The 20,227-nt window shown below is 34.3% G+C and carries 21 protein-coding genes and 1 riboswitch; of the genes, 6 read left to right on the top strand and 15 right to left on the bottom strand.

What is annotated here, in order from left to right; translation table 11 throughout:
- Nucleotides 1-74: 74 nt before the first annotated feature.
- Nucleotides 75-1,187 carry a CAP domain-containing protein gene (locus BN2144_RS13320; protein WP_033828743.1) on the top strand — a complete coding sequence of 371 codons (1,113 nt, stop codon included), beginning with the start codon at nt 75-77 and terminating at the stop codon, nt 1,185-1,187.
- Between the two features lie 171 nt (nt 1,188-1,358).
- Here the strand turns inward: BN2144_RS13320 and mug are convergent, their stop codons facing one another.
- From mug to BN2144_RS13300, 4 genes are all read right to left on the bottom strand, one after another.
- On the bottom strand, nt 1,359-1,889 hold the full coding sequence (gene mug, locus BN2144_RS13315) for a G/U mismatch-specific DNA glycosylase (protein ID WP_033828742.1): 531 nt from the start codon (nt 1,887-1,889) through the stop codon (nt 1,359-1,361).
- Between the two features lie 58 nt (nt 1,890-1,947).
- Entirely contained in the window at nt 1,948-2,346 is a 399-nt protein-coding gene (locus BN2144_RS13310; protein ID WP_033828741.1) for a hypothetical protein, read from the bottom strand.
- Between the two features lie 78 nt (nt 2,347-2,424).
- Nucleotides 2,425-3,183 (bottom strand): exodeoxyribonuclease III, encoded by a 759-nt coding sequence (locus tag BN2144_RS13305; RefSeq protein WP_033828740.1) that lies wholly within the window; start codon nt 3,181-3,183, stop codon nt 2,425-2,427.
- 194 nt (nt 3,184-3,377) lie between these two features.
- A complete protein-coding gene (locus tag BN2144_RS13300) occupies nt 3,378-3,566 on the bottom strand; it encodes a hypothetical protein (RefSeq protein ID WP_033828739.1) in 189 nt (62 codons plus the stop codon).
- A gap of 344 nt (nt 3,567-3,910) precedes the next feature.
- Here BN2144_RS13300 and motA point away from each other — a divergent pair, with 344 nt between their 5' ends.
- Together motA and motB are read left to right on the top strand one after the other, a co-directional pair.
- Nucleotides 3,911-4,705 (top strand): flagellar motor stator protein MotA, encoded by a 795-nt coding sequence (gene motA, locus BN2144_RS13295; protein WP_033828738.1) that lies wholly within the window; start codon nt 3,911-3,913, stop codon nt 4,703-4,705.
- Nucleotides 4,698-5,459, top strand: coding sequence for a flagellar motor protein MotB (gene motB / locus BN2144_RS13290; protein ID WP_033828737.1), 762 nt, complete (start codon nt 4,698-4,700; stop codon nt 5,457-5,459). Before motA ends, motB begins: the two co-directional genes overlap by 8 nt.
- Nucleotides 5,460-5,681: 222 nt before the next feature.
- Here motB and BN2144_RS13285 read toward each other — a convergent pair whose 3' ends face one another.
- From BN2144_RS13285 to BN2144_RS13250, 8 genes are all read right to left on the bottom strand, one after another.
- On the bottom strand, nt 5,682-6,323 hold the full coding sequence (locus BN2144_RS13285; RefSeq protein ID WP_033828736.1) for a ribonuclease H1 domain-containing protein: 642 nt from the start codon (nt 6,321-6,323) through the stop codon (nt 5,682-5,684).
- Between the two features lie 26 nt (nt 6,324-6,349).
- Nucleotides 6,350-6,655 carry an iron-sulfur cluster assembly accessory protein gene (locus BN2144_RS13280; RefSeq protein WP_033828735.1) on the bottom strand — a complete coding sequence of 102 codons (306 nt, stop codon included), beginning with the start codon at nt 6,653-6,655 and terminating at the stop codon, nt 6,350-6,352.
- Between the two features lie 265 nt (nt 6,656-6,920).
- On the bottom strand, nt 6,921-7,547 hold the full coding sequence (locus tag BN2144_RS13275) for an NUDIX hydrolase (RefSeq protein ID WP_033828734.1): 627 nt from the start codon (nt 7,545-7,547) through the stop codon (nt 6,921-6,923).
- 49 nt (nt 7,548-7,596) lie between these two features.
- Nucleotides 7,597-8,085, bottom strand: a complete 489-nt coding sequence (locus BN2144_RS13270) for a GNAT family N-acetyltransferase (protein WP_033828733.1) — start codon at nt 8,083-8,085, stop codon at nt 7,597-7,599.
- A 54-nt stretch (nt 8,086-8,139) separates the two neighbouring features.
- On the bottom strand, nt 8,140-8,796 hold the full coding sequence (locus BN2144_RS13265; protein WP_042337940.1) for a phosphatase PAP2 family protein: 657 nt from the start codon (nt 8,794-8,796) through the stop codon (nt 8,140-8,142).
- Nucleotides 8,797-9,126: 330 nt separating this feature from the next.
- Complete coding sequence (locus BN2144_RS13260; protein WP_033828732.1) at nt 9,127-10,869, bottom strand: ABC transporter ATP-binding protein; 1,743 nt, start codon at nt 10,867-10,869, stop codon at nt 9,127-9,129.
- Nucleotides 10,869-12,623 carry an ABC transporter ATP-binding protein gene (locus BN2144_RS13255; protein WP_033828731.1) on the bottom strand — a complete coding sequence of 585 codons (1,755 nt, stop codon included), beginning with the start codon at nt 12,621-12,623 and terminating at the stop codon, nt 10,869-10,871. The genes BN2144_RS13260 and BN2144_RS13255 overlap by 1 nt, the downstream gene beginning before the upstream one ends.
- 460 nt (nt 12,624-13,083) lie before the next feature.
- Nucleotides 13,084-14,079 (bottom strand): NADPH:quinone oxidoreductase family protein, encoded by a 996-nt coding sequence (locus BN2144_RS13250; protein ID WP_033828730.1) that lies wholly within the window; start codon nt 14,077-14,079, stop codon nt 13,084-13,086.
- Nucleotides 14,080-14,264: 185 nt separating this feature from the next.
- On the opposite strand from BN2144_RS13250, the gene BN2144_RS13245 reads away from it, so the two are divergent.
- Together BN2144_RS13245 and BN2144_RS13240 are read left to right on the top strand one after the other, a co-directional pair.
- A complete protein-coding gene (locus BN2144_RS13245) occupies nt 14,265-15,308 on the top strand; it encodes an IS1595 family transposase (RefSeq protein ID WP_082195103.1) in 1,044 nt (347 codons plus the stop codon).
- Nucleotides 15,309-15,379: 71 nt separating this feature from the next.
- The gene (locus tag BN2144_RS13240; RefSeq protein WP_033826340.1) at nt 15,380-15,931 is read left to right on the top strand and encodes a GNAT family N-acetyltransferase; all 552 of its coding nucleotides are present in this window, start codon (nt 15,380-15,382) and stop codon (nt 15,929-15,931) included.
- A 71-nt stretch (nt 15,932-16,002) separates the two neighbouring features.
- On the opposite strand, the gene BN2144_RS13235 is transcribed toward BN2144_RS13240, so the two are convergent.
- The 3 genes from BN2144_RS13235 to BN2144_RS13225 all read right to left on the bottom strand — a co-directional run bounded on the left by BN2144_RS13235 (nt 16,003) and on the right by BN2144_RS13225 (nt 19,674).
- Nucleotides 16,003-16,602: a lysophospholipid acyltransferase family protein gene (locus BN2144_RS13235; protein WP_407638028.1), complete on the bottom strand. Its 600-nt coding sequence runs from the start codon at nt 16,600-16,602 to the stop codon at nt 16,003-16,005.
- 640 nt (nt 16,603-17,242) lie between these two features.
- Complete coding sequence (locus BN2144_RS13230; protein ID WP_033828729.1) at nt 17,243-18,538, bottom strand: O-acetylhomoserine aminocarboxypropyltransferase/cysteine synthase family protein; 1,296 nt, start codon at nt 18,536-18,538, stop codon at nt 17,243-17,245.
- A 122-nt stretch (nt 18,539-18,660) separates the two neighbouring features.
- Nucleotides 18,661-18,773, bottom strand: a riboswitch (SAM riboswitch).
- 142 nt (nt 18,774-18,915) lie between these two features.
- Nucleotides 18,916-19,674 (bottom strand): TraR/DksA C4-type zinc finger protein, encoded by a 759-nt coding sequence (locus BN2144_RS13225; RefSeq protein WP_033828728.1) that lies wholly within the window; start codon nt 19,672-19,674, stop codon nt 18,916-18,918.
- A gap of 334 nt (nt 19,675-20,008) precedes the next feature.
- Between BN2144_RS13225 and BN2144_RS13220 the strand changes: the two genes are divergently transcribed.
- Nucleotides 20,009-20,227, top strand: coding sequence for a hypothetical protein (locus BN2144_RS13220; protein ID WP_139017895.1), 219 nt, complete (start codon nt 20,009-20,011; stop codon nt 20,225-20,227).

The following is a 20,227-nucleotide window of genomic DNA, read 5'->3' as shown; positions in this document are numbered from 1 at the left end:
ATACAATGATTAACTGAAAATTGTGTCTGTAGAAAAATATATTTGGATAAAATGGTTAAAAGAGGTGATGCGTATTGCGTTTTATTTTAATTGTTCTAGCTGTACTTTTACTATTCTCTTTCCAACAAGATCAAAATCAAGAACACCATTCAGATTCATTTTTTGATAAACTTCAATCAGGGATTACCGAAATAAAAAAAACAATTGACTTCGATAAAATAAAAGAAGATATCGACCAAGTTGTCATAGATGTTACAGAAAAAATTGAAGGAAACAAAGTGAAAGAGAACCAAACTGTAAATCCAGATAAAATCATACTTGAAGTTCCTAATAAACAAACCTTTTCGGTTGCAAATATTGAAATAGGAACAGCAAAACAACAAGTGGAAAACAAGTACGGTAAAGCACAACGGATATCGTTAAATGAATATAATACGAACTGGTATACTTACCACGAAGACTACCATAACTTTTTTCTCGTGGCTTATAATAAGAAAGACAAAGTGGTCGGACTGTTTACGAATCAAAATTTAGTCTCTTCAACGAATGAAGTGCGCATTGGATCTCCGAAGAAAGAAGTACTTGAAAAAATGGGTACTCCCCTTTCCTATATTCAAAAAGGTTTTATACGGTATAAACTTCCAGATGATCGTGAATATGATCTTTTCTATAAAGACAAAAATTATATTACTATATTTTATGATAAGCATGAAAATAATACGGTAAGTGCCATTCAAATTATTAGTGAGACACTTGAAAATGAAAAAACGGAAATTTATGCAAATGCTTCAACCGAGCTTATGGAAGGGCTTGAATTACAATTATTTGATTTAACAAATGCAGAACGGGTTAAACATGGACTATCTACATTGTCGTGGGATCAACATGTACAAATAACGGCAAGAAATCATAGTGATGATATGGCAAAAAACGCGTATTTTAGCCATACGAATTTAGATGGGCAAGATCCTTTTCAACGTATGAAAGAAGATAATATTTCATTTATTTTGGCCGGTGAAAATCTAGCTTACGGACAATTTAGTAGTATTTTTGCTCATGAAGGCTTACTCAATTCAAGTGGGCATAGGAAAAACATTTTAGAACAAGATTATGAATATTTAGGCATAGGTGTTGCTTTTAATGATAAAGCCGAGCCATTCTATACACAAAACTTTTATGCAAAATAATCGGTGAGAAGGAAATACTTTATATCAAGGCCATTATATTTTTATAAGCACCGTGAACATTCACGGTGCTTTTCTTCTCTCGTTTCTACTTTCCATCCTTCAAAAAGGAATCTGTTCTATTCATTTATTAAGGTATATGTAGGATAGTGACTAGATTGTGGATCAAACTTCTCATACATTTTCATACGAATCTAGTTTCTCTAACAAGTTTTTTAAGTCACGATAGATGGAAACAATCTCTTCCTTCCTCATCCGAACGAGACCACTTGAAGAAGGCGCGATGAAATCAACTACCCCCGGAACAATATTCTCCGGCTGAAGTCCCCATGTTGCCACCCTTTTTCCACTATATTTGAGATAGACACCTTTACCAACAAAACATGTAATTTTTGGCTTAAACAATACTATTTTCTCTCTTAAGTTTTTTCGGCCAATTTCATATTCTTCTTTTGTAATTTCATCTGCTGATTTTGTCGGACGGTCAACGATATTTGTTAGACCGTAATTAAAATTGAGTAATTGACCGTCCTCTTTTGCTGTTAGTTTTCTCGGTGTTAACCCAGCTTGAAAAAGAATTTCCCAAAACCGATTACTTGGATTTGCATAATGATGTCCAGTTTCAGCAGATCTTAAACTTGGGTTAAAACCTACAAAGATAACTTTCAAATCTTTTTGTAAATGATCCGGTAATGTCTGCTTCATTATGTCCACCTATTAATTGAATAATCAATTGAACCTCAAGGAAAACACTTATATAAATTTATGGTGTTACACCTTCACCTGATTCAACAATATGGAAAAAAAGATGGGCTAAATGATGAATCGGCTCATAGGCTTCCTCATCACTCTCACTTTCGTCATCCTCTATATACATTTGACTCGTGAATAATGCAATAAATTCGTAAAAATCCTTCAACTCAAACGAATAATAATCACTCGGTTCCTCTTTTTCATCTTGAAAGCGAAGGGCATGATATGTTTCGCCCCCGTCTTTATCTTCTCCATCGACAAAAATAAATAGGCCAATATTCGTATCTAATTCAAACAATTGGCGCATACCACCTTCAATAGCAGCATTAAAATCCGCTTCTGATAACTTTTTTACAACCATTTGATCAGCTTGGTCCTCTTGATGGAATGTTACTTGAAAACTTTTCATAGTAAATCCTCCTGAAATTATATTGATAACTTTTACATGATCCCCAAAAATAGCGTAAATTATAATTCAACGTAAAAATTACTTCATTAAAAGCTCGAGTAAAATTGGACAATGATCGCTACCCATTATGTGTGAATGAATATCAACATGATAAATATTGTTTTTTATCCGTTCCGAAACGATAAAATAATCAATTCGCCAACCGATGTTTCTTTCACGAACTTTATTCATGTAACTCCACCATGTGTAGCAATCCGTCTTATCCGGGTAAACATGACGAAAACTATCGACAAAACCCGAATTTAATAAATCTGTCATTTTCCCTCTTTCTTCTTCGGTAAAGCCAGAATTACCAATATTAGATTTTGCATTTTTCAAGTCTATCTCTTTATGAGCGACATTTAAATCGCCGCAATATACAACAGGTTTCTTATGATCTAATTCGATTAAATATTGTTTTAATTGATCTTCCCATTGTAATCGAAAGTTTAATCTTGCTAAGTCACGCTGAGAATTTGGAGTATAAACATTTACAAGGTAAAATTGATCGAATTCTAACGTAATAATTCGACCTTCAGCTTCAAAATCATCTGGTGTAAATCCGTAACTAACAGAAAGTGGCTCTAGCTTTGTAAAAATGGCTGTTCCAGAATAGCCTTTTTTCTCTGCGTAATTCCAATATTGCTTATATCCAGGCAAGTCAAGATTTATTTGACCTTCTTGCAATTTCGTTTCTTGTACACAAAATAAATCGGCATCCACTTCATGAAAATATTCTAGAAAGCCTTTTTTAACACAAGCACGAAGTCCATTTACATTCCAACTTACAAGTTTCATACAAAAACCCCATTCTACTAAAAAATCTGTCTAACATTCTAATATTCTATCATATAAATAATTAAAAGCTTAAATAAAAGAGACGTACTAAAAAGGCTATAAGGAAGTTATTCCCTATAGCTTTCATATCCCCAACTCACTTTCAACATCGTTTCCAGGACTAGTCTTTGATACTTTCAAAGAGTTTAGTTCCCCTATTCTCTTTTAACTCCATCTTCTCGGTCGAAAAAAAGTTGTGGTTCTTCAATATCGATATCATTTATTCTTGTTGCCGCCCGTTCCTGCACATTCAATTGTACTTTTCTTGATTCATTTCTAGTTCTTTGAAAAGGAATATTCGGCTTATTTTCCACATGATGTCCTAGGTCCTTCTCATTATTCACGTTTATCACCTCAATAATAAGTGTTTACAAAATGAATGATATTTATCTATATACACTTTAAGAAAGCGCCATCAATATTCTTTCAATTCTTTTTTTCTCATAATCCCTTCACATTTATGAAAATTGGCCGATAAAAAGTGGGAACATGAACAAAAATTGTTCTTCTTCTGGAGTTCAATACAACCGTTACTTCTACCTTCTAGTTTTATCATTTTAGGGGAGAAGACAACATCCCTAATGAAATAGGGTAGTGATAAATCGTCTTCGTTCAGTGGATGGTATATTCATTCTTTACATATTATATAGATTTAAAGGTTCTAAAAAAGAAAATGATAGGTGATTACATGGACAAAACTACTTTGCTTGGTATTATTTTTGGTCTTATTGCTGTATTTGTAGGGATGATTTTAAAAGGAGCCGATATTACTGCACTTAATAACCCGGCTGCATTCTTAATAATTATATTAGGAACGATTGCTTCCGTAACAATTGCTTTTCCATTAAACGAAATTAAAAATGTTCCAAAGTTATTTAAAATTATTTTTACAGATCGGAAAAAAAAACCATATACTTATTACATTAAATTATTTTCCGATTGGTCACAGATTGCCCGTCGTGAAGGAATTCTTGTGTTAGAAAAGCAATTGGAAGAAATTGATGATCCATTTTTAAAAAACGGATTGACTTTAGCTATTGACGGGAAAACTCCTGATTATATACGAGATGTTTTATTAGAAGAAATTGATTCAATGGAAGAACGCCATCAAGTTGGTATACAGATTTTCTCTCAAGCTGGAACGTATGCACCGACATTAGGGGTACTAGGTGCGGTTATCGGATTAGTTGCGGCATTAGGAGATATGAATGATACAGGGAAATTAGGTCATGCCATTAGTGCAGCATTCATTGCCACATTGCTTGGTATTTTTACTGGCTATGTGTTATGGAATCCTTTTGCAAATAAATTACGAAGAAAATCAAAACAAGAAGTACAATTAAAGATATTAATCATAGAAGGAATCTTATCCATTATTGAAGGAGAAACAGCGAAAGAAATTGAACAAAAACTCTCTTCATTTTTACCTACTAGTGAACGGGAAAAGTTTTTAAATGAAGGTAGGGAATCACAAGATGCGTAGACGTAAGAAAGAAAAACATGAAGAAGAACTAAATGAATCTTGGCTTTTGCCGTATTCCGATTTAATGACACTTTTACTAGCTCTCTTTATTGTTTTATTTTCCATCAGTTCGGTCGATGCAGAAAAATTTCAAGCTTTATCGAAAGTGTTTAATGAGATTTTCACCGGTGGCACAGGTGTAATGGATTACGATAGCTTAGAGCAAAAAAATGAAAAACAACTTTCTGATAATAGCAAGAATAAAAAGGAAGAAAAAGGAGCAGAGAAACAACATCAAGAAGAAAAAAAGCTAGAAAACATTCAAGAAAAAATTAACCATTTTATCACAGCAAAAGGACTTGGGAATGATCTACAAACTTCATTGACAAGTGAAGGATTACTTGTCACCATTAAAGATAGCGTCCTATTTGATTCAGGTGACGCAACTGTCCGTAAAAAAGATGTTTCCCTTGCCAAGGAAATTAGTGAACTTTTAGTCATTGATCCACCACATAGTGTAATTATTAGTGGTCATACAGACAATGTACCTATTCAAAATTCCCATTACTCTTCAAACTGGGAATTAAGTGTCATGCGGGCTGTAAATTTTATGAAAATCATTTTGGAAAATGATAAATTAGATCCACGTTTGTTTAGTGCTAAAGGTTTTGGTGAATTCCAACCAATCGCATCAAATAATTCAAATGCAGGAAAAGCTAAAAACCGTCGTGTTGAAGTACTTATTTTACCAAATAGTGATGAAGCTAGTGAATAATATAAAATAAGAAAACGCTAGGCTTTCATCCGATTCTTAAAGAGATGAGCCTAGCATTCACTAAAAATTTTTGACTGCAAGGAATGCATCAAAGTTTTTCTTATGTGCAAAGTGTTTAAGGAAAGTATAAATTTTCCAATTTTTCTTTCCTATTAACCCTAAAAAATCTAGTATATACGTACTAGATTTTTCTGATATTCGTTATATTTATATGATACAAAATCATTTTCGCCCAAAATCAGCTTTATTTTCTCCCCAACGTTCTGTTTCCCATTTAATAATTTGATTCGTATACGTATTTTTCTTTAACCATTGTTCACCCTGCCTTATCAATTTCCAGACTTGTTCCGTATCTTTTGTTAAGGCGAGACTTGTATTGACTTTTTTCATTTTCACCCATTTAATAGCCGTTTGCGAATCAGAGTAGATTGGAATTTGAAGATTTTTTTTTTGTAAATAGGCAAGGCCATGAACAATCGCGAGAAATTCGCCAATATTATTTGTTCCTAAAATAGGACCGAAGTGAAACAATTCTTTTCCTGTTTTTGTATATACCCCTTTATACTCCATTGCTCCAGGATTTCCACTACATGCCGCATCAACAGAAATACTTTCTTTCATATAATCCGTATTAAGATTAGCATGATCTTTTTTCACTGTATTCGATTGCTTATTCGAGTTCTTAGTAGAACGATAATAAGATTTCCAACCTTTTTTTAGTGCGATTTCTGCTTCCTCTCGAGATATAAATGATTTGTATTTCGCACCTTGTACACCATGAATTTGCTTTTTACAGTCTTCCCAAGATGTAAATATTCCTGATTTTAAACCTTCCCAAACGACATAATATTTTTGTTTTGCCATAATTCCCCCAAATTTTATCATATTACTTAATGATGGTGGTGATGATTGCCTTTTGTTGGATTCGAGATAACAAACCCTTCTTCAGGAACATAAAAATATTGAATCCAAACACCATCTAACCAGTCATTCCTTGTGTCAAGTAAAACATCAATATCTTTATCTGTTTTTACAATTTCATCATGCTCTGTTGGAGTATCAAAACTTAAACCGTAATGAACATGATCACCATGCTCATGAGTCACATATATACGAACCATTTTTCCTTTTGCTTCTTCTGATTCTAACTGTTGCTTTAAAACTTTCGCTGCGTTTCGATTTATTTTACAATTCATGATATAAACACTCCTTCTATTTATGTAACAAACTGATGTCAATGCTTTTAAAGATAACTTAAACGTTCGATTCTTTAGGTGGGAGCTAAGCTAAATTTCACAGAAAAAACTAATTTCTACGAGGTCATGCTATAGAAGTGTTTTCTTATGCGCTTTTGCGTATAGAAAAGTAGAAACATTTATTCTTTCCCAGCAACTTAAAAAGACGTAGGTATGTGATTATTTAATCATAATTATCAATAGAAGACAACTTTTTCCAAAAAATTTATTTGTCTTCTAAAATAATTGATAAGAAGTGACGTAATATATTGGCAGTTAGTCCCCAAATTACATAATCCTTATAAAAGTAAAAGTACTCTGTAATCTCTCTTGTACGCCACGAGTAATTCTTTCCACCAGGAATGAGATGGTATGGAAAATCTTCATTATGTTGAATTTGAAAAGATAGTCCGTGTTCTTCAGGTTCATTATCTTTAAAAAATTGTAATGGGACGGTGAAAATTTCCTTTACCTCATCAGGGTTAGGTTGAATAGCATCAATTGATTCAATTAATCCTACATACGGATAAATAATTCTTCCCTCCATCGATTGGACAAAGTAATTTAACGGATGAACGTTCGTAATAAAACTCTTATCGATTCCAAGTTCTTCAGTCGTTTCACGGATAGCCGCTTCTTTCGGTGATCTATCTGTTTTTTCCACACCACCCCCAGGAAAGCAAATCTCACCTGGCTGACGTTTTAACTGTAATGATCTAACTTCAAAAATTAAGTGAATCTCACCATCAATACGGACTAAAGGAACGAGTATACCATATAGCCGAAAATTTTCTTTCCCTAAAATAGTTGCTTGATGTTCTTGCACTTTTTTAAAAATCTCTTGAATATCCATTGAATCCTCCCTCCCATCTTTCCATTATAATCAATATTATCCTCGAAAGTTATCCAAACCGCTTAATCATATTATACCAAGTTTCTCCTCCAAGTTGGGATACAGAGCTGCCTTCATTCCTATATCCATGGTTTTCATAAAATGGAATATATTTTCCTTTACACGTTAATGTGACGGTTTCACTTTCTTGTTTCTGTGCAATTTTTTCAAGGTAACTTAATAGTGCTCCACCAATTCCTCGATTTTGATATTCTTGTAATACGGCTAAACCTAGGATACTTTGATGCCCACCAGTTTCAGAATTGCGTTTAACAGTAAGAAATAAATCATCCGTAATAAATTCGTATGAAATGACTGGTCCATTAACAAAGCCAACAATTTTATGACCAATACTTGCAACAATAAACGTATCGGGAATTGTTATCATTCGCTCTTTTAATGCAATTTCTGTTGCTGCTTCGCCTTGAATAAAACATGCATTCTCAATTTCAACTACTACATGTAAGTCTTCTCGTACCACTCTGCGCAACGTAACCATTTATCCACCCCAACTTTTCTTATTTTTTTAAATGATGTTAGCCATCTCCTTTATTTAAGAAACTTTATATTGTTTCTCAGGATTCGCCCGAACTTTAAGAAAATTCCATATTCCTATTCCACAGAGGAATGCACTCATACTATATCCACCAATAATATCAGATGGAAAATGAACACCAAGATATATTCGACTAATACCAATTAAGAGGATAAATAGTATACTAACAGCGAGTAACAAAAATCGGCCGAAAGCAGTTCGAATATGTCGCCAAAATAAAAATGCCAAGATCGTATATACAGTAAAAGCAGACATCGCATGTCCACTCGGAAAACTGTACCCACCAATTTCAACTAAACGATGAAATTCAGGCCGCGTTCTTTGAAAGAATGACTTTAATAATTGATTAGCGATTTGTGTCACGATGAGAAGCCCACCATATAGAACTAATTCGCTGCGATGATGCAACACAAAATATAAAAATAAAGATGACATGAAAAAAATTGTTATAACAAATGGAAAAGAACCGATTTTTGTAAAAACGAACATAATCTTTGTTAAACTTTCTGATTCTAATCCTTGAACAAACTGAATAACGGCTAAGTCGAACCTCTCCATCAGATCTTCTTTTACAAAAATAGCCATAAACATAAAGACAATTAAACATAAAATGCTTATGTTGAGTAGTCCACCAAACGGTCTTATTTTATTCATCGAACCGATATCTCCTTATTCCATAAAATCAAATGCTATAAGGAATATTATCGCACATTCATCATTCATATATGAAAGGATACTAAAAAGTTAAATTAATCATACCGCAAAAAAAAAGAGGTTGCCAATAGTGAAGCGTGACGGCAACCTTTTAACATTTTTACCTTATTAGGCTGTTTTCGAAAAACAACCATCCTTGAGAAAAATAGCCTTTAATTAAAGAAAACGTAGGAACGCTAGAGCCTTCCTTGTGCACTTATTCGTATAGGAAAGTAGAAATTGGAAAATTTATACTTTCCTATTAACCAAGAAATTCGACTCAAGTCCCTTTTACCCTACTTCCCCAAGTTTATGTCCTAACTGAAGTTGATACATTTGGTAATACTTTCCTTTTTTCTCCATTAGTTGTTCATGGTTTCCATACTCAGATATATTTCCACGATCTAAAACAATAATTTGATCAGCATTTTTTATCGTGGATAGACGATGAGCAATAATGAATGTCGTTCGTCCTTGTTTCACCACATCCATTGCCTGTTGAATAACTTTTTCTGTTTCTGTATCAATATTTGATGTTGCTTCATCTAATATTAATATTGCAGGATTAAATGCTAACGCCCGTGCAAATGAAATTAGTTGTCGCTGACCAGAGGATAATGTACTCCCTTTTTCAAGAACTGGTTCATCTATACCTCGTTCAAATTGATTAAAAACGAAATCTGCACCAACTGCACGTAATGCTCTTTCAGCCATTTCTCTTGTAATTTTTGGATCATTTAAACTTACATTCGAGTAAATTGTCCCAGAAAATAAAAATGGTTCTTGTAACACAATTGCCATATGCTCACGAATCGTCTGTTGGGGAACTTTTGTAATATCGACTCCATCAATGAATATTTCACCACGACTCGGATCATAAAACCGAAACAACAAGTTCATGATCGAGCTCTTCCCTGAACCAGTGTGACCGACAAAAGCGATCGTCTCTCCTTGATTCGCTTGAAAATGAATGTCATTTAACACATATTCATTTTCCTTATAAGCAAAGTAAACATGATTAAATTGCACATTTCCCTTATAACGTGGTATCTTTTCATCGCTTACCTGTATTCCTTTCTCATCTAATAAAAGGAACACTCGCTCTCCAGCAACTAAAGACGCTTCTAAATTACTAAACTGATTAACGATATTATGAATTGGATTAAACAGACGGTTAATATAATCAACATACGCATAAAGAACACCAACAGTTAAAGTCGTTCTAGTTGTTATAGCATCTCCGCCAAAATACCAAATAAAAGCAACAATGACAATAGCCTTCAAAAACCCGACTAAATTTCCTGAAGATAATGAGTTTAGTGTTAAAAGTTTATTTTGATAACGAAAATGTGTTTCATTCAAATGCTCGAACTCCTGACGAGTCTTCTTTTCTCGATTAAATGCTTGAATAATTGGCATTCCTGCAATCGATTCATTAATCATTGCATTAATCTCACTAATTTTTGACCGGATAACATGGTTGTATTTTGCTGCAAATTTCCGATAAATAATCATCCAGACAATAATAATTGGAATTAGTAATGTAAAAATCATCGCAAGTTTCGCATCTAATAGAAACATCGCTGTATAAATCCCTATTAAATAAACAAACCCAGTGAAAAAGTTTGATAACACCGCTACGTATAAATCGCGAATCGCTTCTGTATCATTTGTAATACGCGCAACGACCTTGCCAGCAGGTAAATTATCAAAATAAGAAATTGGTAATGTTTGAATCTTTTTAAATAAGTCATTACGCATTTTTTGAATAATCCGATTAGCTGCTTTTTGTAAATAATAGTATTGACCATAGTTAAAAATACCAGCAATCACAAATAATCCAAAGTAAAGAACGATTAATTTCATTATCATGGAAAAATCTGCGTGTTTTGCCATAATATGATTATCAATAATGGTTTTTGCGACAAATGGACTAAGCACCTCTGCCGTAACGGCAATTGTTAACATAATTAACGCGACAATAATCATACGTTTATAATACATAGCATACTGAAATAAGCGTCGTCCAACCATTATACTTCAACCTCCTTCTTAACCGTTCCATATTGTTGAAGTTGAAACTGCTCTTTATACCAGCCATCTCTTTCTATTAATTCACGATGACGACCCGCATCAATCACTCTTCCCTCATCTAAAACAATAATCCAATGAGCATGTTCAACTGCTGAGAGACGATGAGTAGTAATGAAAGTTGTTTTTCCCGCACGCTCTTTCCGTAAATTATTAATAATCTTCGCCTCTGTTTTACCGTCAACAGCAGAGAGAGCATCGTCTAATATAAGAATTTCAGGGTTTTTTATTAAAGCTCGAGCAATTGAAATTCTTTGCTTTTGACCACCGGATAAAGCGACCCCTTTTTCACCAACTAACGTATTTAATCCTTGTGGTAGCAAATTTAAGTCTTTATCAAAATCTGCAAGAGAAATTGCTTTCATCATTTCTTCTTCAGTTGCATCTTCATTTCCAAATAAAATATTTTCCTTTACACTGCGACTAAATAAAAACGTATCTTGAGGTACATACCCAATCAACTTTAGAACATCTTGTTTATTTTGCTCATCAATCTGGATATCAGCGAAATTTATTTTTCCTGCACCAAGCGGATATTCACGCAACAATTGCTTGATAAAGGTTGTTTTTCCACTCCCTGTTTTACCAACAATGCCAATCGTTTCTCCTTGCTTAATATGAAGGGATATATCTTGTAAATTTTTCGAATGAGAAGTTGGATATTGAAAATTCACTTGATTAAAATCAATCGTACTTAATTTCTCAACTTGTTTTGGTTGCTTTGGATTTGGTACATCTTCCTTATAATTTAACGTTTCTTGTACCCGATCAAGCGACGCATTACCTCGCTGCATAACATTGATTAATTCACCAATTGCATACATTGGCCAAGTTAACATCCCTAAATACACGTTAAAAGATACGAGTTCGCCGATTGTAATTTGTTGTTGAAAAATCAAGTATGCCCCAAAAGATAAACCTATACTAAAACTTGCACCTGTTAAAATCCGCGAAATTGGAAAAAAGTACGCATCAATCTTTTCCACTTTTACATTTTTTTGAAAAACATCTTCTGTCATCTTTTCAAAAAGTTGCTCCTCTGCCCTTTCTTGATTGTAAGCCCGAACAACTCGAACACCTGAGACAGATTCAAGAACCCGGTCATTCATCTCACCAAATGCGTCTTGAGCAATTGTATAGTGGTGATGAATTTTATCTCCTAATATTTTCATCGTTATTGCAAGAATTGGTAACGGTAAAATACTTGCAAGCGTTAATTTCCATGAAACTAGAAATCCCATCATCAACAAAATGGTTAACATATACAAAGTCGAATCCACTAATGTTAATATGCCAAAACCAGCCGTTACAGAAACGGAACGTAAATCATTTGTCGCGCGGGCCATTAAATCACCCGTTCGATTTTTTTCATAAAATGTTGGCGACATGCGAAGAAAATGATTCATTAATTTTGATCGTAGTGATTTTTCAACGATAAATGCTCCACCGAATAAATTGTATTGCCATTTATAGGTGACAAAGTAGTTTACCACTGCTAACCCGCTTAAGAATATCAAGTAAAATAGGAATTTATCATTGGTTAAATGTCCTAGAAAAATATCATCAATAACTGAACCTATCATCATTGGTGGAATAACTTCAATAAAGTTAGCGAGTATTAATAATGCAATTGCAACAACATATCGCTGCCAATACTCTTTAAAAAACCATTGTAATTTTGTTAGTACACTAAACATAACGTGTCAACTCCCTGTTTGTAATCTGAACTATCCGCTTTCAAGATCTAAGCTTTTCATCATAATTATCTTTTTTCTAAACATCGTTATCGCTCCCTTTTATTTTCGAATCAAACAAATATTGCCTTTATATAAACAGTTTCCTGTTGATACCATTTTATTCCAATTAAGATGGACAAAAAAACACCATACGTCCATAACGGAAGCATGGTGCCCGAAATAAAAGACGCAAGAATAACCTGCGCCCTTTTGATTTGTTAGCAACATTTTTCTCAAAAGAAAATTCATCCTATATGTCCATAAGGGCAGGTTATAACCATATTTAGTTCTTCGTAACGTACAAGCTTTATAATATTCATCACGGTTATACCCTCCCTTCAATTCAAAATTTTCACCCTGAAAGAATGATACCATTATATTAAATTTTATGTCAATCTTTATTTTATAAAACTTTTAATCTTTACGATAACTTCACAATTGTTCGACCTTTCATTTCTCCGTTTAAAATTTGTTGTAAACCTTGTGGTAATTGTTCCAAAGTTATTTCATGTGCGATCGATTCCAATAAGTTATCTGGTTTCATTTCCTTTGCTAAACGATTCCAAATTGCAAGACGTGTCTCCATTGGACAAAAAACTGAATCAATTCCTAACAAATTTACTCCACGTAAGATAAAAGGAAAAACGGTACTCGTAAAATTGTTTCCAGCTGTTAAACCGCTAAGGGCAACAGAACCACCATACTGAATGGATGATAAAATCGTTGGTAAATATTCTCCAGCTACCGGATCTATACAGGCTGCCCATCTTTGCTTTAATAGTGGACGTTTTTTCGGATTCGAAAGTTCATCCAGAGAAATTATTTCACTGGCTCCAATTTGTTTCAAATAATCATGTTCGGCTGTTTTGCGGGTACTTGCAGTAATTGTATAACCTAATTTTTTCAACATTCCTATTGCACTACTTCCAACTCCACCCGATGCTCCTGTAACTAAAACAGTTCCCTTATCTCGGGATAATCCGTTCTCTTCTAGACGATGAATAGACAAAGCGGCCGTAAACCCAGCTGTTCCAATAGCCATCGTCTCCTTCATTGTTAACCCATCAGGTATCGGAACAATCCAATCTCCTGGAACACGAGCAATTTCGCTGTATCCTCCATAATGGTTCACACCTAGATCATACCCAGTCACTAATACTTCGTCACCTATTTTGTAACGGGAATCGTTTGATACGAGTACTACCCCCGCTAAATCAATTCCTGGAACAAATGGATAGTTTCTCACAATGCCACCATTTGAAATAGAAGCTAAGCCATCTTTATAGTTGACACTTGAGTATTGAACTTCTATGATTACGTCTCCTTCAGGTAAATCATTGATTGTTAGCTCCGTAACTTTTAATTCTATTTGATTATCTACTAATTTATCAACAACGAATGCCTTAAATGGTTTCATTTTTTCACACCTTTTTCACTATTTATGAATTGATTGAGAAAAACGAATATAACCCATGTATACTAAGCTTGGGCACTATTTTCTTCTTTTAGTAATAGGCTCTGTTAAAGTTAGTTGTTGATTATTTGATATACAGGAACTTATGTTCTATAATAAGATTATCATTATTAAAGTTGGTGATGACGATGAGAGCAACTGTTATTCTTAAAGCCATTCAAAAACTAAATCCAGCAGAAAAACATCGATTACGAGAATATTTAATTGATGCACTTACAGCATCCTCCTCAACAGGAACCGTTCTTCAAGAAATATCTGAGCGTAAAAACAAGAATGGTTATCGTTGTCCAGATTGTGAATCGGAGCATATTGTTCGGTTTGGAAAATATTCAACTATCGTTGAAGGAGAAGAAGTTAAAAAGCAACGTTATCGATGCAAAGCGTGTAAAAAGACATTTACCGACCTTACACATACAGCTTTATATCGAACTCGTCGTCTTAACCAATGGATGAAGTTTATCGAGTGTATGATAGAAGGATATTCATTACGTAAGTCTGCTGAATTGATTGGCAATGTTACTCACGTCACATTATTTTATTGGAGACACAAGCTCTTATCTTCGTTAAAACAATTGGAAATATCAAACTTTGAAGGTATCGTTGAAATGGACGAGACCTATTTCTTGTACTCAGAAAAAGGACAGAGAAAAATTAAAGATAGAAAGCCCCGCAAGCGTGGTGGTTCTGCAAAGAAACGTGGTATAAGCAATGAACAAGTATGTGTTCTAGTTGCAAGGGACCGTGACAAAATGACTTTTTCACAGGTATTAGGAATGGGTAGATTAACAAAAGAACAATTGGACAAAGCTATCGGTCATAAACTTTCAAGTGAAAATATATTATGTACCGATTCTTGGCGTGCCTTTAAAACATACGCTGCTGAAAAAGGAATGGTTATTTATCAATTCAAGTCTGATGGTAAGGTTCGTACAAAGGGGTTATACCATATTCAGAACGTCAATAATTACCATCGAAGGCTTAAAGGATGGATACAACGATTTAACGGTGTTGCTACTAAGTACCTAAACAATTACCTTGTCTGGTTTCAGGTATTAGAAAGCATTCAACATCAAAGAAATGAAGTCACGATGAATGACTTGATTATTAGAGGGAACTTAACACAAAATTCGGAAACCTTTGATACAATTAGGTTAAATAAAATTGTGATATAACATTGTTTCTTATCCAACGTATCGGGCAGATTAGTGGGAAGAGCTATTACGGTATAAAAGGGGGACAAAAAATGGAAACAAAAAAACTGCCAAAAGTAATACTAAGAGAATTAACTCTTGATGATGTCGAAGACCGATATCAATGGTGTTTAGATAAAGAAGTAACAAAACATTTAAATATGCCAGATAAATATCCACCATTTAGCAGAGAAGAAACTCTAAATTGGATTAAGATGTGCATTGAAAAAACAAATGGATATGAACAAAAAGCGATAGTAACTGAACAGGGTAAACATATAGGTTGGATTGACCTGAAAAACATCGATAAATTAAACAAACACGCCGAATTAGGCATAGCAATAGGTGATAAAAACTATTGGGGAAAAGGGTATGGATTATCTGCGATGCAAGAAATGCTTTTGTGGGGGTTTAATGAATTAGAACTTAACAAGATTTGGCTTAGAGTTGAGGTTGATAATGAAAGAGCCATAAAATCTTATAAACGAATGGGTTATGTCGAAGAAGGTATTTTGAGACAAGACCGATTAAGAAATAAAAAATTTGTTGACCGTTTAAGATTGAGTATTCTTAAAGATGAGTTCTTCAGCAAAAGAAAGTTTTAGTTGAATAAGACTATATTACAAGATAGAACTTCCAGATAATTGGAAGTTCTTATTTTTTCTTTATATCAACATTAAACTTTAACAGAGCCTAGTAATATAATTTCCCATTCAAGATTTTGAATTCGGTCAGAAAGCTCTTCCGTTTTCTCTAATAATGCATCCTTACCTCTTACATTCACATACATTGGTTCACCAATAATGACATTGATCTTTTTCCTTTTTAATATCTCCTTCACATTGGTCGGGCCAGTATATGCACATGGGATAATTGGCACTTTTGCTAGATTCGCTATTGTGACAACCCCACGTTTTAGTGGTGCTGACTCATCTCTAGTCCCACTTGGAAAAATCCCTACTACATTCCCATCTTTCAACCTGTTCACAGGAATTTTTATACTGCTTGTTCCAGGATTTTCGCGATCAACAGGAAATGCATTTAAACTGGATAAAAATTTTCCCACGTATTTATTGTTGAACAGTTCTTTTTTAGCCATAAAATGAATTTGTCTCGGTAATATTGCAACCCCTAACCCAAAAATTTCTACCCAACTCGTATGATTGCAGGCAATTATATATCCTGTATCTTTGGGTAAATGTTCGATGTTTTTTACTGAAATTTTCGAGAATGTTGTTAATATCATCGTTGCAATTTTTCCAATAAATGCGTACACAGATGCCACTCCTAACTGTTATGTTACACCTTATAACTGAAATCTTCATATTAATGCGTATGATAAAAAGAATCTCTTTAAAACGGCTGACCAACCCCAATTCAATGACTCTACTATTATTCTGTTACTCCCTCCCATACATCCTACAATAAATTCCCTTTTTTTCCAAGAGCGACAAATATGTCCATCTTTCAACTATTCTTCCTTCTTTCAATCGTTTACTTTCATTTTCTTTACGATCGAGAACGGTAATGAATCGATTTGTAGGTTTTCACGAATCTTTTTATTTCCTTAATCCAATTTCTTCTGGACAAGTTGAAAATGTTGTACCCTCTACTCATCATCCAATAAAGAAAACTCAAGGGAGCTAGAGCCTTTAGGCAACCAAAGAGACTAGCGTTCGCCGAAAAACCTTTTTTCGGCGAAGATGCAATGCTGCTAGAGCTTTCCTTGTGCGCTTAAGCGTATAAGGAAAGTAGAAATTGGAAGATTATTACTTTCCAATTAGCTGAAGGGGCTGTCCGAACATGAGATATCTCTAATGTATGATAATCAAGAAGGTATTGAAACATGAAAAGGGGGTATCCGGAAATCAAACATACGATTTCTGGATTAGCCCCCTATTAAAATATTTACTTATTTATTTTACAACAACGGCCGAATCTACAGCTTTGGCAATAGCCTGTTCTAAGTCATTAATAATATCGTCTACATGCTCAATCCCAATTGATAATCGGATGAGTTCTGGAATCGTCCCTGATAATACTAACTCTTCATCACTTAATTGTGAGTGAGTAGTTGATGCTGGGTGAATGATAAGTGATTTGGCATCTCCAACATTCGCTACATGAGAAAATAATTGAACGTTATTAATCACTTCTCTACCTGCATCTCTTCCGCCTTTTATCCCAAACACAATGATCGAACCTGCACCATATTTTAAATATTTTTGAGCGAGTTCATAAGACGGATGATCTGGAAGGCCTGGATAGGATACCCACTCGACTAGTGGATGTTCTTGTAAGTAATTTGCCACTTTTAAAGCATTTTCATTATGCCGCTCAATCCGTAAATGGAGTGTTTCAAGCCCCAGTAAGAAATAATAAGCATTTTGAGGGCTTAAGCAAGCACCTGTGTCACGTAATAATTGTACGCGTAGTTTTGTCGCAAACGCAACATCACCTAAATCTGCATACTTCAAGCCATGATAACCAGGATCTGGTTCATTAAAGCTCGGTAAATTTTCAATGCTATAATCAAAGTTCCCGCCATCAACGACAACTCCGCCGATTGAATTCCCATGTCCTCCAATCCACTTTGTTGCGGAGTGGACAACAACATTCGCCCCCCATTTAATTGGCTTTGCACTGTATGGAGCAAATGTATTATCAATAATTAGTGGAACTCCCACTTCTTTTGCAATCTTACCAACTGCTTCAATATCAAATATTTGCAAGCTCGGATTTCCAATAATTTCACCAAAGAAAGCCCTTGTTCTTGGAGTTACTGCTTCTCTGAAATTTTCTGGATTGCTTGCATCGACAAATTTTACAGTAATACCAAATTTTTTAATTGTATTGGCAAATAAGTTAAATGTACCTCCATACAAATTATTTGCAGCAACAATTTCATCACCTGTTTCAGCAACATTCAGGATGGCATATGTAATTGCTGCAGATCCAGAAGCAGTTGCAACAGCTGCGGTGCCACCTTCTAATGCAGCGACGCGCTTTTCAAACACATCAACTGTCGGATTCATAATTCGCGAGTAAATATTTCCTGTTTCTTTTAAACCAAAAAGGTTGGCAGCATGTTCTGCACTGATAAAAACATAAGATGTTGTTTGATAAATTGGTACTGCACGTGATCCTGTTGTTGGGTCAACCTCTTGACCACCATGTAATAAAATCGTTTCATCTCTGTAATCTTTTGACATTGGCAATTCCCCCTAATTGATATTAACAATAATACGGTGAGTTACCTATAGAGAGAATTGAAGAGGGTGAAAAATAAGAAAACCTCTTCAAGTTAAGAAGAGGTCTACGATTATAGTTCCTCCTCTTATCTCTCAGATCATACGGACCTGTAGGAATTGGCACCTTTTCAAACTATGTTGTTTGAAGGTTGCCGGGTTTCATCGGGCCTAGTCCCTCCACCTCTCGCGATAAGAGTATGCACTCACACTATGTAATTATTGTTATTAACACAGATTATACAGAATTATCTTTATCTAGTCAATTGTTTTTTTATAAAAAATTAACTTTATTGAAAAAATTGATTAAATGTCCCTTAACGTGTTTTATCCCATTCTACTTAATCCTCATTCTCAACGTAAGGATCTTTCTCATACGGCGGAAGATCTCCAAACATTGTCATAATACCTTCTTTATCAAGAGCATCTTCGTATTTTTCATGTTGTTTATTCGGATAAACGGTAATATTTTTCCCATACATATCAACACCAACAAAATTCTCGAAATCCTCAACATACCCGACATTTTCTTCAGACTCAATATTCACATCATTATAATCTGTTTTTGGTTCAAAAAAGTCAGATGGTGTTTCACTTGTCCCCCAACTTGCTACCTCTTGCCATGAATCCTCTGCATCAAAGCTCATACCTTCATCATTAGAATCATCAAAATCAAATTTCCCATAGGGAGGCATTAAAACTTCTTCTTCTATCGGTCGCTCTGTTGATGTTACTTGATCTGGACTATGTTCTTTACAGTAAGTTGTTGTTGGCAGTGCTTGTATTCTCTCAAATGGGATTTCTTTGCCACACACTTCGCATATACCATAGGTCCCTTGTTCAATTGCTTGGAGAGCTTTTTCAATGTTCTTCATATAATTGCCTTCATGTTCGTTTAAAGCAAGGTCTTTACCGCGCTCAAATAATTCTGTTCCCTCATCTGCTGGATGGTTGTCATAACTCGAAAGTTCACCAATTGATTCATGTAAATGACCTTTATTCATCCCTAACTGGTCATTTCCTTTAAGCCGTTTCTCAAGTTCTGCTTTTTCTTCTAATAATCTTTTACGGAAGGTATTCATTTGTTTATCAGTAAGCATTGTAATATTACTCCTCCAATTTGTTTCTTTTAGTATTTGTAAAAATGAGTAAAAGATAATTATTAAATAGAGGATGTTTCTTCCAATACATATTTACAAGTTGTCCAAAAAAATTATCACATTTCATTATGGTTTACGTACAACTGTAACAACTACAAATTCAGGTTCTCTCTTTAACTGATTACGTTAACAAGTCTTTCGTTTGCAAGATGTATTCCTCGCATGGGATTATCTGCTTGAATAGTTCCTTACTTTTCACAGACAATAATACTGTAAGAAGAAAGAATTCTTCTTAAATCTGTGAAAAGAGGTGTTGGCTTTGAGAAGGAATTGGATGCGGTACTTAAATGTTAACAAAATGGTTAATCGAATGCAGAAAAGACGCAACAGCCGGAATAAATTTTGGTTATCGTTAGTCGGTATCAGTCTTGCTGGTGGAGCCACTGCCTATAGTATGTCACGGGGAAAAAGTAACGATACAATGCAGCAACTATTTAAAAAGGCTTCTAATTCAATTGGAAATATGATGCCAAACACAGGTACAAATCAATAA

The organism is Bacillus andreraoultii, from assembly GCF_001244735.1.
GTDB classification, from domain to species: Bacteria; Bacillota; Bacilli; order Bacillales; family Caldibacillaceae; genus Caldifermentibacillus; species Caldifermentibacillus andreraoultii.
Note: the sequence above shows the minus strand (reverse complement) of the source record. Positions and strands in the feature narration are given on the sequence as shown.